Source organism: Cohnella sp., from assembly GCF_041640265.1.
Taxonomy (GTDB): Bacteria; Bacillota; Bacilli; order Paenibacillales; family Paenibacillaceae; genus Cohnella.
Genome location: NZ_JBEQAP010000006.1, coordinates 1 through 14759, shown reverse-complemented (window position 1 = coordinate 14759; position 14759 = coordinate 1). Strand labels below are relative to the sequence as shown.

Annotated in this window: 10 protein-coding genes, 2 pseudogenes and 1 riboswitch; of the genes and pseudogenes, 11 read left to right on the top strand and 1 reads right to left on the bottom strand. The window is 46.7% G+C overall.

Annotated features, from left to right (window positions below):
* The first annotated feature begins 122 nt into the window (after positions 1–122).
* From ACESLK_RS06580 to ACESLK_RS06565, 4 genes are all read left to right on the top strand, one after another.
* On the top strand, positions 123–1511 hold the full coding sequence (locus tag ACESLK_RS06580) for an extracellular solute-binding protein (RefSeq protein ID WP_372663720.1): 1389 nt from the start codon (positions 123–125) through the stop codon (positions 1509–1511).
* A gap of 102 nt (positions 1512–1613) precedes the next feature.
* The gene (locus ACESLK_RS06575) at positions 1614–2633 is read left to right on the top strand and encodes a carbohydrate ABC transporter permease (protein WP_372663718.1); all 1020 of its coding nucleotides are present in this window, start codon (positions 1614–1616) and stop codon (positions 2631–2633) included.
* Positions 2626–3459 carry a carbohydrate ABC transporter permease gene (locus tag ACESLK_RS06570; protein WP_372663716.1) on the top strand — a complete coding sequence of 278 codons (834 nt, stop codon included), beginning with the start codon at positions 2626–2628 and terminating at the stop codon, positions 3457–3459. The genes ACESLK_RS06575 and ACESLK_RS06570 overlap by 8 nt, the downstream gene beginning before the upstream one ends.
* Positions 3460–3578: 119 nt before the next feature.
* Positions 3579–8330 carry a LamG-like jellyroll fold domain-containing protein gene (locus tag ACESLK_RS06565; protein ID WP_372663714.1) on the top strand — a complete coding sequence of 1584 codons (4752 nt, stop codon included), beginning with the start codon at positions 3579–3581 and terminating at the stop codon, positions 8328–8330.
* Positions 8331–8474: 144 nt separating this feature from the next.
* Here the strand turns inward: ACESLK_RS06565 and ACESLK_RS06560 are convergent, their stop codons facing one another.
* Positions 8475–8663 carry a LacI family DNA-binding transcriptional regulator gene (locus ACESLK_RS06560; protein WP_372663712.1) on the bottom strand — a complete coding sequence of 63 codons (189 nt, stop codon included), beginning with the start codon at positions 8661–8663 and terminating at the stop codon, positions 8475–8477.
* Between the two features lie 61 nt (positions 8664–8724).
* Here ACESLK_RS06560 and ACESLK_RS06555 point away from each other — a divergent pair.
* The 7 genes and pseudogenes from ACESLK_RS06555 to ACESLK_RS06525 all read left to right on the top strand — a co-directional run.
* Positions 8725–9469, top strand: a pseudogene (locus ACESLK_RS06555) (ABC transporter ATP-binding protein); the annotation flags it as partial.
* Positions 9470–9515: 46 nt separating this feature from the next.
* Positions 9516–10034 carry an RNA polymerase sigma factor gene (locus ACESLK_RS06550; protein WP_372663710.1) on the top strand — a complete coding sequence of 173 codons (519 nt, stop codon included), beginning with the start codon at positions 9516–9518 and terminating at the stop codon, positions 10032–10034.
* A 608-nt stretch (positions 10035–10642) separates the two neighbouring features.
* Positions 10643–10721: riboswitch (ZMP/ZTP riboswitch) on the top strand.
* Positions 10722–10780: 59 nt separating this feature from the next.
* Positions 10781–11623: a bifunctional 5,10-methylenetetrahydrofolate dehydrogenase/5,10-methenyltetrahydrofolate cyclohydrolase gene (locus tag ACESLK_RS06545; protein WP_373228544.1), complete on the top strand. Its 843-nt coding sequence runs from the start codon at positions 10781–10783 to the stop codon at positions 11621–11623.
* 30 nt (positions 11624–11653) lie between these two features.
* Positions 11654–12115 carry an SRPBCC family protein gene (locus ACESLK_RS06540; protein ID WP_373228543.1) on the top strand — a complete coding sequence of 154 codons (462 nt, stop codon included), beginning with the start codon at positions 11654–11656 and terminating at the stop codon, positions 12113–12115.
* An 82-nt stretch (positions 12116–12197) separates the two neighbouring features.
* Complete coding sequence (locus ACESLK_RS06535; RefSeq protein ID WP_372663708.1) at positions 12198–13715, top strand: malate:quinone oxidoreductase; 1518 nt, start codon at positions 12198–12200, stop codon at positions 13713–13715.
* A 440-nt stretch (positions 13716–14155) separates the two neighbouring features.
* Entirely contained in the window at positions 14156–14356 is a 201-nt protein-coding gene (locus ACESLK_RS06530; protein WP_372663706.1) for a DUF6199 family natural product biosynthesis protein, read from the top strand.
* Between the two features lie 96 nt (positions 14357–14452).
* Positions 14453–14641, top strand: a pseudogene (locus tag ACESLK_RS06525) (peptidase); the annotation flags it as partial.
* Positions 14642–14759 lie beyond the last annotated feature (118 nt).

Sequence of the window (14759 nt, the reverse complement as noted above, 5' to 3'; positions counted from 1 at the left end):
TAACGGACGAAATCCAAATTTATCAGCATTGCGGCCACCGCACCTCCTAATCTATCATTAAGCCATGATCATTTGCGGCCGCGAAATGATATCCCACTTTCAAACCATTCAGGAGGGTCACCATGAAGAAAAGTACGATCTCACTCGCTGTAACCTTACTGCTCGTCGCTTCCTTCGCCTTGTCGGGCTGCGGCAGCGGAAACGGTTCCAGCTCGCCTGCTGCCACGCAAGGCAACTCTGGAACAAATGAAAGCGCTTCAACAAATAATAAAGCATCAACAGGTGTCGTCACCATTCGCACAACCATGCCGCCAGGCGAGCTTAGTGAAGATCAGATCAAAGAATTCGAAAGCGAAAATCCGAATATTAATGTCGAACTCATCCCCGCCGACGAAACGAAACTGATGGCCATGATTGCTGCCGGCACTGCGCCAGATGTGATCCGCATCAGCGGGGTCCAGGAGCTGCCGACCTATGTAACGCGCGGCCTTGCGCTCAACCTGGACCCCTATTTTATGAAAAGTAAGCTGATTAAGCAGGATGACCTGCTTCCGGTAGCCAATATTTTCAAATTTAACGGATCATGGTATGGCTTGCTGAAAGACTGGAGCCCGGACCAAACGCTGTATATTAATAAGAAGATCTTTGAGGCAGCTGGCGTTCCGATCCCGGATCCCAAGACTCCGCTCACTTATTCCGAGCTTCTTGTTATGACGCAAAAGCTCACGAAGATTGAGAACGGCAAGGTGATCATCGAAGGGATGGATGGAGACGACTTGTTCTCGATGACCAACGTGCAGATGCAGCTTCAGCAGCTCGGTAAATCCCTTTGGTCAAGCGATATGAAAAAAGCGAATATCAACAATGATGATGTGAATAACGTCCTTAACCGGATCAACCAATTCGTCCAAGCCAAAGCGGTTTATAGCCCGATCAATCCTGCGCCAAACTGGACTGGCGGCACCTTTATTGATGGCCAACTCGCAATCGCACAGTTCGGTTACTGGTACACCGGTATCCTGCGCAGCGATCCGAAGACGAAAGATCGTTTGGATGAGTATATGCTGCTGCCTGCACCCGTTGTTGACGGCGGAACCCGATACAGCCCTGTCACCGGCGGAACCGGCGCTATTATCTTAAAGCAATCCAAGCACCCTGAAGAAGCGTTCAAATTCTTGGAGTGGTATATGGCAGGCAAGCCTGCTGACGACCGCGCGAAAAGCGGTTGGGGCGTGCCGATTTTCAAATCCAAGCTGAGCCTTATGCCGCAGCAAACGAACTTCGATAAGCAATCCTACGAAGTCTTGAATGACGAAATCCAAAATGGTCAAACCGATAACGTATTGCAATTCAATCCTTATTTGAATGCAAGCGCAGTCAACGGCTTAATCGATAAACTCATCACGCCTATCTATTTTGGCAAGGATACTCCGGAGAAAGCGCTGCCGGAGTTGGAGAAGCAAATACAAGCCCTGATTGACGAAGGGATGGATATCGCCGGGGTACAATAGAGCGCAGACCGCAGCCGCTCTGGCCAATGTCATGAGCAGCCATCCAAAGGCTGCTCATGACGCTTTTTCCCCTCTAAAACATTGAAATATGAGGTGCAAGACATGAGCAAAGAAGTGCTATTGAATAAACCGCAGCGGCTCGAGCCTAAGTCACGAATCAACTTCCGCACGAAGGAAGCGATCACGTTTTATATTCTGATTTCGCCGTTTATCGTGATGCTCTTTTTAATGAAGCTGTTCCCGTTCACATGGGGAGTCATCATGAGCTTCACCAATTACACCGGATTCAATTACGATAACTTGAAATATATCGGTTTCGATAATTATGAGCGCGTTGTAACGGACAACTTCGCCATTCAATCGCTGCAAGCAACGGCGGTGATCGGGCTTATCACCGTGCCTTTAGGTTTGTTCCTCAGTTTTGCGCTCGCCCTTCTGCTTAACAGCAACAAGAAGGGGGTCGGCATCTTCCGGACGATCTACTACTTCCCATCAATTATACCGGTAGTGGCAACCGGTCTGATGTGGCGCATTCTGTTCAACAACGACGGCGGAGCTTTCAACGAGCTGCTCGGCTTATTCGGGATCGCTCCTATCAACTGGCTGGGAATGGAGTGGTGCCGCAGAGCGCTGATCATCTTCATGGCGTGGTCTGCCGGCGGCGGCATCTTGACCTATTTGGCCGCATTAAAGGGCGTTCCGAAAGAACTCTATGAATCCGCATCGATCGACGGTGCGAACGGCCTGCAGAAATTGTTGAAAATAACGATCCCTGTGCTTACCCCTGTCATTTTTTTCAACTTGGTGAATGGATTGATTGCCGCATGGCAGCTCTTCGCCCAGCCGATCTTTCTCGCAGCCAACGCCGGGAGCCTGCTTGCGGTCCCCTATGAACCGAACTATGTTTATCTCGTGCATGTCTATCAGCAAATCTTCGTCAATCAAAGGTTTGGCTATGGACTGTCGATGATCTGGCTGCTCTTTGTATTTAGCATAGTTTGCACGCGACTCGTCTTTTATACGAGCAAATTTTGGGTCTTTTACGAGAATGAGACTGTCAGCGAACGAGTGATAAAGAAGAAGCCCGCAGCAAGGCAGAAGGGGGTCTCTTCCGTTGCTTAGGAAAAGAAGCTTCGATCGTTTTCTTTGGTACACAACTGCTGTTGGATTGGCCGTTATTTTCTTAGTTCCGCTGTACTTTACGTTTATAAACGCACTGAACGGCCTGGCGTCCACACCTGTGTTGACCTTGCCCAAGACGCTGCATCCGGAGAATTTTGTCGAGGCCATCACACGCATACCGTTTTGGCGGTATTTCAAAAGCTCGATGATCATCGTCGGTATTTCCGTCTTCTTCGCGGTTTGGATCAATTTTATTCTCGGCTATGCGTTCGCCAGAATGAAAGCGCCGGGAAAGGATATCTGGTTCGGCGTTCTCATCTCGCTCATGATGGTGCCTGGGTTCGCCACCTCCATCCCAACCTATGTCTTGTTCAGCAAAATGCAAATTACGGATTCCTATTTGATTTGGATATTAAACGGCATCGGCGGCAGTCCTTTCTATACCTTCCTGTTTCGCCAATTCATGCAGACGATTCCGAAGGAGCTTGAGGAAGCCGCGACAATAGACGGCTGCAGAACAGTCGGGATCATGTTCCGCATTTTCCTGCCGCTTACGATTCCTGTCGTTGCCGTTGTCTTCATGTTCGAGTTTCTGAATTCATGGGGGGATTTCGTCCAGCCCTTTATGTTTCTTAATGAAGAACGTTGGCCGCTCTCGACTGCGCTTCTTGGCGTTCGATACACGCTGCCCAACAACGCAAGTATCGTATTGGTGCCTCTACAGCTGGCGGCTTCGCTGTTGTTTATGATCCCTTCAGTGATTGTCTATTTCGCCGGGCAAAAGTATATCAAAGAAGGCATGATCACTTCCGGTTTGAAAGGGTAGCCAGCAACTGGAGAGGAGGTGGTAAGTAATAATCGATGATTCATCGGTTGATAATTCCGACCGATGCCGGGCATGAACCATATGTCGTTACTAATTTCGAATGAGAAGGAGTTGACAGCATGTTTGCAAGCAGAGGTAATATGAGGTCAAAAGCATTATCGATTTTCATCGTATTCTCGATCCTGGTATCTTTCTTTCCTGTGGCGTTAAGCTTTCCGGCACATGTTGAAGCGGCTACGACATTAAAGGTGTATCCAGCACCTTCGGGTGTCGCATTAAACGCTGACTTTACGGCACAAGTACGGGAACCGGGCGGGGTCTGGAAGGGTCTGGATGAGTATAGGACAACTGTCGGCCATCCTACGAAATCCAATGCTTCCTTTGTTTATTTCGATACGGACGGTCAGGTCGAGATGTCCGTGACCTATAATGCCGGAACCATTACATCGACTCGAATTCGTGGTTTGAACACGGAGATTACCCCTACCATCAACGGCAATACGATGACATTTGCCATGTCTGGTCCAATGAAGCTCTCTGTAGAGGTGAACGGGGAATTAAATCGCAATATAATGATCTTTGCCAACCCATTGGAAGTCAATCCTCCGAGTCCTACCGATCCTAATGTTATCTATCTCGGACCGGGACTTTATCAACAGAACTATACCGTGCCAAGCGGCAAGACGCTTTACATCGCAGGCGGAGCGGTCGTCCAGGGCGGCATTGATATGAGCAATGCCACCAATGTCAAAGTTATAGGCCGTGGTGTAATTGATCGGCCTCAGTATGTAGGCATAATCGCTGACTATGCAAACCAAGTCACGATTGATGGGGTCATCGTTAATAATTACGGTTATGGAAATAATGGCGGTTACTCGATTATGCTCGGAAATGCAACCAATGTCCTGGTCAATAACTATAAAACCTTTGGTATTAATAAATGGGGGGATGGCATAGATGCCTTTGCCGCTACCAATGTAACCATCAATGACTCCTATATACGCAGTCATGATGATTCGATCGCGATCTATAATGCACGCAATTTTGGCGGCAAAGTCTATTATGGCAATACTAAAAACATTACGGTATCGAACTCTATTCTTCAGCCCGATCTTGCTCGTCCCATCAATATCGGAACTCATGGTTTTCCATGGGCACCTGGCGGCGGGCATACCATAGAAAATCTTACTTTCTCCAATCTGGACCTCTGGATACACAATTCAGGACATCGGATACAGTTCATTTCCGCGGACGGAAATCTGATCCAGAATGTTAACTTCTCGGACATTCGGATCAATGATACCGTACAAGGCCGATTTTTAATTATGGATGTAAAGAAATGGGATTATGGTGTTGGTCGTGGAATTAACAATGTTCATTTCAAGAATGTCTCCTATACGGGCAGTAATGATGCCGGTAATCCAATTACAGGCTACGATTCCAGTCGTATGATTCAAAACATAACCTTTGAAAATTTAAAAATTAACGGAACGGTCATTACGAATGCCGCAGAAGGGAATATTACCCCGAACGGCTATACCAGGAACATTAACTTCATTGCCTCCGGAGATCCGGTGCCTGTTGCGCCGCCGGAATTTCCATCCCCTGCTCCAATCAATCTGGCGTTGAACAGGCCCGCCAGTGCGTCCAGCTCGCAAGCAGGTAATCCGGCTTCGAGCGGAAACGACGGCAGCACATCGACCCGTTGGTGTGCGGTTGATGGGAGTACCGGTCAATGGTGGACGGTGGATCTGGGCTCGAGCAAGAATATTACCCGTGGAACCCAGGTGATGTGGGAACAGAGCGGCAAAGCCTATCAATACAAGATTGAAACATCCAATGACAATGTCAACTGGACATTACAGGTTGACAAGACCAATAATACCAGTACGGACCAAATCCAGAACGATCCCTTTTACGAAACTGCCCGGTATGTCCGAATTACCGTGACCGGACTGCCAACTGGCGCTTGGGCCAGCTTCTACGATTTTAAGGTGCTTGGAGAAACGGTCAATCTGGCGGAGAACAAGGCCTCCAGTACGGATAGCATACTTACTGGATTTCCAGTTTCCAGTGGAGTTGACGGCAACTCGATAACCCGTTGGTCGGCCGCTGATCAAGCTGCAGGTCACTGGGTGCAGGTGGACCTTGGCTATATCAAGAATATTTCCTATGGAACCCAGGTAAGCTTTGAAAAGAGCGGTGTCGCATATCAGTATAAGATTGAAACATCAAAGGACAATACCAATTGGACCTTAAAGGTTGACAAGACGGCGAATACGAGCACGGAACAGGTGCAAACCGATTATTTCACCGATTCCGCCCGGTATGTCCGAATTACGGTAACAGGCGTGCCAAGCGGGGCTAATGCCAGCTTCTACGATTTCAAAGTATTTGGCGAAGACCCTGTCAATCTGGCGCTTGGCAAGCATGCTTTCACGGATAGCGCTGATCCGGCCAATCCGGCTGCCAATGGGAACGACTTCAGCACTTCGACTCGCTGGAGCGCGGGTGATGCAAACCCTGGGCACTGGTGGGCGGTAGATCTTGGATCAAGCAGACCGATTGCCGGTTCGCAAGTGATGTGGGAGAAGCTTGACACCTATTACAAATATAAGATTGAAACATCGGATGATAATGTCAACTGGACTCAAAAAGTTGATAAGGGCGGCAATGGAATCAACGCCCAAGTCCAATTCGATTCCTTTGCTGCAACCGCCCGGTATGTCCGGATTACCGTTACTGGAGTATCAAGCGGCGATATCCCTAGTTTTTACGATTTCAAGGTTTTCGGAGAAACAGGCGATACCGTGACGATGGCGCAGCTGCAATTTGACGAGACAAGCGGAACGACGGCTATCGATGCGACCGGCAATGGCCGGCACGGCACATTGGTTGGCGGCGTGAATCGGGTATCCGGCAAAAGCGGCAGCGCAGTGGATCTGAGCGGAACGAATCAATATGTCGCACTTCCTGCAGGTGTCGTTTCCAACTATGATGCGATCACCGTAGCGGCTTGGGTGAATCTGGATACGGCGAGCAACTGGACGCGTATCTTCGATTTCGGTTCCGGAACGGCTACCAATATGTTCCTCACGCCGAAAAATGGAGTGAACGGCAAAATCCGCTTTGGGATCAAGTACAATGGCTCAGCTGAACAAATCATTGACGGGCAGGCGGCGCTGCCGACCGGCGGCTGGCATCATGTAGCCGTCACCTTGAACGGCCCGACAGGTACCCTCTATGTTAACGGTGTACAAGTAGGAATCAATAACGCGATGACCTTGAAACCGTCCACTCTGGGAGCTACCACGCAAAACTGGATCGGCCGCTCCCAATATCCCGATCCTTATCTCGACGGACGGGTGGATGACTTCCGCATCTATAATCGCGCTCTGACCGCTTCGGAAGTCACGCATGTCATGGAAGGGCAAACCGCGTTGCCGATTGCAGAGCTTCCGTTTAACGAAACAAGCGGAACGACGGCAACCGATGTGTCCGGTAATGGCTGGAACGGAACATTGACGGGCAGCGCCACTTGGGTGACCGGCAACAGCGGCAACGCTGTGGACCTGAACGGAACGAACGGCTATGTTGCTCTGCCAGCCGGCGTTGTCTCTGGCGCTGACACGACCACTATCGCGGCCTGGGTCAATCTGGATACCGTGAGCAACTGGTCGAGGATCTTCGACATCGGCTCCGGAACGTCCAAGTACATGTTCCTGACGCCGAAGAGCGGGGCAACAGGCAACATCCGTTTTGAGATCAAGAACGGTTCAGCAGTGAATTCCGTTGACGCAACCGCTGCGTTCGCGGCAGGAGGGTGGCATCATGTGGCCGTTACCCTGGACGGCGCTACGGGAACGATTTACGTCGATGGCCAGAAGGTGGGCAGTGGTGGCGTAAACATCAGACCATCACAACTCGGCGTCACCACGCAGAATTGGATCGGCCGCTCCCAGTGGTCTGTCGATCCCTATCTGGACGGACGGGTAGATGAGTTCCGCATTTATAATCGTGCTTTATCTGCTGAGGAAGTATCGCTAGTAATGAACGGGGATGAACCGACGATTCCGACAGGTTTATCAGCCGAAAAACTAAGCAATTCGGCAATCAAGTTAAACTGGATGCCTTCACTCAATGCGGCCAGTTATAACGTCAAACGCGCGACTGTTAGCGGCGGCCCTTATACAACGATCGCTTCAGTCGCAAATCCAGCATATACAGATGAGGGACTGACTCCCGACACAACATATTATTATGTCGTAAGTGCAGTAAGTCCTGGTCATGAAAGCGCCAATTCACAGGAAGTATTCAAATCGATGGCTAGTAATTTTGCAGCAAATCAGGATATTGGATCGACAGGGCTGGCGGGAAGTACAACGAATAATGGAACTCAAACTGTTCTTCAAGGTTCCGGGGCCGATATTTGGGATATAGCCGATGCATTCCAGTTCGCCTATAGCCCAGTGACCGGAGATCAAACCATTATCGCTCGCGTGAGCAGTCAGACGAACACCAATGGATGGGCAAAGGCAGGGCTGATGATCCGGGAATCGCTGGATGCGAATGCCAAGAACGTGTTGGTTGCGATTACACCCTCCAACGGAGCGATCTTCCAATACCGTGCGGCTACGGGTGGAACGACCTCCAATGTAAGCACCGCGGGACCAGTTGCGCCATATTGGTTGAAGTTGGTGCGCACCGGCAACACTTTCACCGGTTATATCTCATCGAATGGAACAGCCTGGACATTGCTCGGTTCCACGACGGTTTCCATGTCGTCTGCAGCCTATATTGGACTGGCTGTGTCGTCGCACGATAACACGAAGTTGAGCACAGTGGAGTTTGATAATATCTTGGTGAAATGATTTAGCTGTAAATCGTCTTCATTTGACAAGTCCATTGCCGCACCCTCACATGAGGTGCGGCAATGGATATTCTTAAGCAAGAAAATGGATCAACTTGTGCCTCTCGAACAGCAGTGCTTAACCACCGTAGGCGAAGTGGTAAAGCTACTGCTGTTCAACATGTTTCAACGTTTGAGCCGCTTTATTGGGAACATAGCCAGCCTCATCATCCACTTTCATAACGGCATTGACGATTTCTTCGCTGACTCCTCTATGGCCATTAAGGACCCGGGATACGGTCGGTTGGGACACTTTCGCCTTTTTTGCTATTTCCTTCATAGTCATTTTTGCCATCGGGATGAGCTCCTTTCAGAGTTACTAAAGAGTGCTTGCTATTGGCTTGATAAGTCAATGGATTCTAGGCGGTCTCGACAAACCATCCGCAGGTCAGGCTGTCGTGGGGGCGTGGAATATGCTGAAGATGACTAAGGAGCAGCTCATTGAATATAAGCGGAAAACCGTTGGTTTTATCTGGTAAAATAATGCAAGAAATCTTGTGCCTTACCTCACCGCCCTTCAGAACGTCGAGCTGCCGATGCTCATTCAGGGCAAGGCAGATCGTACCTACGCCAAACAGCTGCTGAGTGCGGTCGGGCTGGAGCATCGGATGGGTAACCGTCTGACACAGCTGCGGCGGCGAACAACAGAGGGTCGCTATCGCGATTTCGCTCTCCAATCGCCCGAAGCTTGTACTCGCCGATGAGCCCACGGGTTCTGTAGACAGCGCAATGGGAGAGCAGGTTCTCGATATCTTCCGCCGCCTCAATCGGAATATGTGGGTGACGATCGTGATCGTCACCCACGATCTCTCCGTCGCGGACAAAGTAGACCGCGTTGTCGCCATTCGTGATGGATTGACAAGCACGGAATGGGTTAAGCGCGGCAACGGCGCTGAACCTGCGCCTAGCACTTCTGAAGCTTCGAACGGAGATTCGACTCTAGCTTCAGCAGGTGCCAGCTTTGGTGCTCAGCATGAGGAATTTGTTATCATCGATCGTGTTGGCCGGTTGCAAATACCCAAAGCTTACTTGGAAGCGATGAACGTCGACGGTAAAGCGGTGCTCGAATTTGACGGTAAACGATTCAACGTAGGTCCACCTGATATGACTCTTGATCTAACTCTCAAAGCGGGAGGCGAACGGACGAATGGAACGAGTCGCGACCAATCTGGTACAGGAGATTTTTCTGAAGCTATGTCAACAGGATAGAATGCCCGAACATCCGAAGGAGTGGCTGTCCCTGACGGGATATCGTCTGTTTGTCGACCGATGGCGCCGCAATAAACGGGCAGCATGGCTGCCGTTGGATTATTATGCCGTGTCAAGCGAGGCCACTCCGGAACAAGCTTTACTCGACAAGGAATTCGAGACGCTCGTGCTTCGACTGCTTTTGCGGTTTAAGCCTCGGATGCGCACTGCTTTTTATTTGCGTATTTTCAAGCAATTCAGTTATGGAGAATTCGCTCGAAAGCTCGGTTGCTCCGAAAATACGGTCAAATCTTTCATTAGACGTGGCAAAGCACAATTAGCGAACTTACTATTGGGAAATCGATTTATAGCTCTGCCAACTGCGAGGAACGATAGTGGAGGAGTTGGCTATGTGGCAACTCCTCATTCTATTGACGGGCAGGGATGTACAATAAGGGTATCGAATAGTGTTCTATAAAGGGGTGTAGGCTTTTGATAAAGAAAGTGTCTTTTACTGTACTAATAATAATCGGTATGGCATTTTTACTTTACTTGATGACAGAAACTTATTATAGAATTCAAGTAACCGTTACTACATTGACTAGTAATCATAATTCCTTTCTAATGATGAGTTTATGGGGGTTCTTATTTGGAGTTTTAATTGAATGGAAAGCTTTGTACAACTTGATAAGCGGGCATATTAAAGTTAAGTGGAAGTTACTTATACCAACTACTATTTAACGGTGATAATCTTCATTCCAAGGATATATTGGGTACAATGGTACGGACTCGGAGGTCCTTTTTATTTAGATATGTTATGGAAACCTGAAATTCAGATGCTGCTTACTGCTTTTTCTGGTATCTTATTAATTCGTTCATTAGGTGAGAAGGAATAGCAGACAGACAACGTATTCCGAATATAAACATGATAAAAGAAAAAACAATGATAATTCGGTAATGGAATTGGCTCGTATTTTAAGAGTCAGTTCCATTTGGTAGCCCAGCATAAGGAAATTTGTTGAGCTCAGGTTGCCCGCTTATATATATTGAAATATTTGTATTTCGTTGTTATGATTATCTCATAAATCGACTGTGTGTGACTGGCGGAGCATGGGTAACCATGAGGGAGCACATGGATAATTAGCCGTACGCCTGGGCAGAGGTAAGGGGAGAATGATTCCCTTACCTCTTTATTTTTTGATCCATCTAGAAGGGAATGATATGATGACAGCAGAAAAATTAATCTTGGATGGTAATCGAGTTGCAGCTGACATTAAGGAAACCTTGTTGGCCAGAATTAATCGTCTGTCTGAAGAAGGTATTGTACCCTGTTTGGCAACTATTTTAGTCGGTGAAGATCCGTCATCAGCCACCTATGTACGGATGAAAGGTAACGCATGTAAGCGACTCGGTATCCATTCAATTCGTGTTGATCTTCCTAAGAATACTTCAACGAGTGAATTAGTTGCAGCCATTAACAAGCTTAATGCTGACCCAAAAGTACACGGAATATTGTTACAACACCCCGTTCCTAATCAAATAGACGAAAGAGCAGCATTTGAAGCAATAAGTATTGAAAAGGATGTAGATGGGGTAACAACTCTGGGATTTGCTCAAAACGCCTTTGGTTTCGCCGATTTTCCTTCCTGTACACCAGCAGCAATAATTGCTATTTTAGACTATTACAATATCCCTATCGAAGGGAAACACGCTGTTGTAATTGGGAGAAGTCCAATCCTTGGAAAGCCTGTATCCCTAATGCTTTTAAACAAAAATGCAACGGTAACGACATGCCATTCCAAAACAACTAATTTAGAAGATATGGTTCGTTTAGGCGATATTGTAGTGGCGGCGGTTGGTAAGCCCAAATTTGTTCAGGGTGATTGGATAAAGCCAGGTGCTATTGTGTTAGATGCTGGTTACAACGAAGGTAACATTGGGGATGTTGACTATGATAATTGTCTAAAAAACGCATCCGCGATTACTCCTGTTCCAGCAGGGGTAGGTCCAGTAACAATAGCTATATTGCTCAAACACACTGTTGAATCAGCAGAAAAATTAGCCTAGGAACCTTGCCCGATGAAAGGAGAAATAATGATGCCAACCCTGAATCATGTACCGATTGCAAAGGCAGAAATGCTTATTAGAAAACCTGTGGAAGAGGTGTTTGAGGCTTTTATCGACCCTGCGATTACTACAAAATTCTGGTTCACCAAAAGCAGCGGAAGATTAGAATCGGGAAAAAATGTCCAGTGGGATTGGGAGATGTACGGTGCTTCTGCAGACGTTGATGTAAAAGAAGTTGAGGAAAACAAGCGAATACTCATCGAACTTGGCACCACGGTTGAGTGGATTTTTACTCCTCGGGCAGAGAACGAAACTTTCGTTTCTATTATAAACACAGGGTTTGAGGGAGATGGGGATGACATCGTAAAGCAAGCTATAGATTCAACAGAAGGATTTACGATTGTTCTCTGCGGGCTAAAGGCGCTTCTTGAGCATAACATCGTCTTGAATCTCGTAGCAGATAAGGCTCCGGACTCCCACGTTAATCGTTAGTAAATAAATATTATCATCTATAAATAATAATGATACACTATGATAGAGTTATAATTGATCTTAGGGTATAAGGACGGTAAAAATGAGCAGCAGACAAACTAAAACAGACGTTATCTTAATTGGTGCTGGTATCATGAGTGCTACTTTGGGGTCACTACTGAAAGAATTAGCACCGGACTGGGAAATTACAGTGTTTGATAGGTGTGCAAACGCAGGAGAGGAAAGTTCTAATGAATGGAATAATGCGGGAACGGGGCATTCTTCGCTGTGTGAGCTTAACTACACCGTCGAACAACCGGACGGTTCCATAGATATTAGCAAAGCTATAAAAGTTAATGAAGAGTATCAGGTTTCAAAGCAGTTTTGGTCTTATCTTGTAAACAGCAATCTGATACGTAATCCGCGGGACTTTATCGTATCAGTGCCTCATATGAGTTTTGTACAGGGGGATCAAGATGTAACGTTTTTAAAGAAACGTTCTGAAGCTCTGTCTAACAATCCCCTGTTTGAAGGGATGGAATTTTCCGATGACCCGGGAAAACTGATGGAATGGATTCCGCTTATGATGAAAGACCGGACATTAAGTAAACCTATAGCGGCAACAAGAATCGAATCTGGAACTGATGTCAACTTTGGCGCTTTAACACGCACATTGTTTGACCACTTAAAGAGTAAAAACGTCGATATAAAATTCAAACATAACATTGATGATATTAAACGTACTAGCGACGGTTCGTGGGAATTGAAAGTGCGGAATGTCGATAACGGTACCGTCGAACGCCAGACTGCAAAGTTCGTCTTTATCGGCGGCGGGGGAGGAAGCCTGCATTTACTGCAAAAATCCGGTATTCCTGAAGGAAAGGGTATCGGAGGATTTCCGGTAAGCGGACTATTTATGGTGTGTCAGAAACCTGATATTGTAGCGCAACATCGTGCAAAAGTATACGGAAAAGCTGCGATTGGTGCTCCTCCAATGTCTGTTCCGCATCTTGACACAAGATTTATCGATAAGAAAGAATCATTGTTCTTTGGACCGTTTGCCGGCTTCTCACCAAAGTTTTTAAAATACGGTTCAATGTTTGATTTGTTAACTTCGGTAAAACCGCATAATCTTGTAACTATGATGGCGGCAGGTGTAAAAAACATTCCATTGACAACATACCTGATCAAGGAAGTTATGTTATCAAAAGAAAAGCGCATGGAAGCTTTAAGGGAGTTTGTCCCGAACGCCAAAAGCGAGGATTGGGAACTACTAGTAGCAGGCCAGCGTGTGCAAATTATCAAAGATACTGCTGCCGGCAAAGGAACGCTTCAATTCGGTACGGAGGTTATTAGTGCCGCTGATGGCTCGATAGCTGCATTGCTCGGCGCTTCTCCGGGTGCTTCTACCGCCGTTTCCGTCATGCTTGAGATAATAAACAAATGCTTCCCGCAACATATAAAAGTGTGGGAGTCGAAAATAAAAGAAATGATTCCTTCTTATGGCGTGTCACTGTTGAAAAACCCAGAGCTTATCCGCGAAATTCATACTTCAACAGCGCGGACGCTTGGTCTAAGCGAAAACTTGCCGTTACAGATAGCACGTCGAACCGTATCATAAAAACTAAAGTTCAATAATCGACCAAGACGAGGCTGCCGGCATGATCGGCGGCCTTTTGTTTACCCAACAATAGAAAGTACTTTGCGTCAAGGTACAGGGAACCAATGTTAAAGATCTGAGAAATAAGAGTAGTAATAAAGACCATATACAAATTTCTATGAAAAATCTGCAGGTCGACAAAAACATACCAGGTAAAAGGTAGAGTTAGATGCTGATCGTAATAGTAAAATCGATTTGATTAAGGAGTATTCAATAAAAGCAGCAAAAGAATCTTCGATTGTAAAAATACACATAGAAACTAAGGGTAGCACAATAGACTCTCTTAACTTCATATTTGTCAATACGGATGGAGGCTGGAAGTTATTTAAGATTGATTAATACCGATTAAGGTTGATCATCAGTTAATACGCTGTACTATTGACATTTCTAGGGGGACTACAATGGGTTTTCTAAGCATTATTCTTGCACTTTTCGGAATATTAATGTTTTTCAAGCCTTCATTAATTTGGTCGATCACTGAAAGTTGGAAATCCAACGACGGAACAGAACCCTCTCACCTTTATATTTGGTCAACACGCTTTGGTGGGGTAATGTGTACTCTTGCTGGCTTGGCAGGTATATTGGGTTTTATAATTATGTGATAAATGTTCAGCTGATGCAATTAATGGACATAGAATATCTTTTTTAAGGAGGAGTATGAATAAGGGGAATGTGATTTTTTTACAGGGGTGACATTTATGACTAAGAGAATTCTGATTTTAACAGGTGATGCGGTAGAAGCCTTAGAAGTGTATTACCCGTACTTTCGGATACTGGAAGAAGGTTATGAGGCCGTAATTGCTTCACCGAAGAGAAAAGTATTGCGCACTGTCGTGCATGATTTCGAGGGATTGGAAACCTATACGGAAAAACCGGGCTATCAACTGGGCAATGTCATTTAGTTTAGCTCAAAGACAAGAACAGGAATAAAAATGAAATCCGAAACGGCATGGGTAAAGTCCTGTGCCGTTTGTTTTTTTGGTGAAAGCAAAAAAAAAGTGCACA

Excerpts from the sequence above, each read along its gene's own strand:
- ACESLK_RS06560 (WP_372663712.1), bottom strand. The coding sequence starts at position 8,663 with ATGGCAAAAATGACTATGAAGGAAATAGCAAAAAAGGCGAAAGTGTCC.
- ACESLK_RS06550 (WP_372663710.1), top strand. The coding sequence starts at position 9,516 with ATGGAACGAGTCGCGACCAATCTGGTACAGGAGATTTTTCTGAAGCTA.
- ACESLK_RS06540 (WP_373228543.1), top strand. The coding sequence starts at position 11,654 with ATGCCAACCCTGAATCATGTACCGATTGCAAAGGCAGAAATGCTTATT.
- ACESLK_RS06535 (WP_372663708.1), top strand. The coding sequence starts at position 12,198 with ATGAGCAGCAGACAAACTAAAACAGACGTTATCTTAATTGGTGCTGGT.
- ACESLK_RS06565 (WP_372663714.1), top strand. The coding sequence starts at position 3,579 with ATGTTTGCAAGCAGAGGTAATATGAGGTCAAAAGCATTATCGATTTTC.
- ACESLK_RS06545 (WP_373228544.1), top strand. The coding sequence starts at position 10,781 with ATGACAGCAGAAAAATTAATCTTGGATGGTAATCGAGTTGCAGCTGAC.
- ACESLK_RS06575 (WP_372663718.1), top strand. The coding sequence starts at position 1,614 with ATGAGCAAAGAAGTGCTATTGAATAAACCGCAGCGGCTCGAGCCTAAG.
- ACESLK_RS06580 (WP_372663720.1), top strand. The coding sequence starts at position 123 with ATGAAGAAAAGTACGATCTCACTCGCTGTAACCTTACTGCTCGTCGCT.
- ACESLK_RS06530 (WP_372663706.1), top strand. The coding sequence starts at position 14,156 with ATGGGTTTTCTAAGCATTATTCTTGCACTTTTCGGAATATTAATGTTT.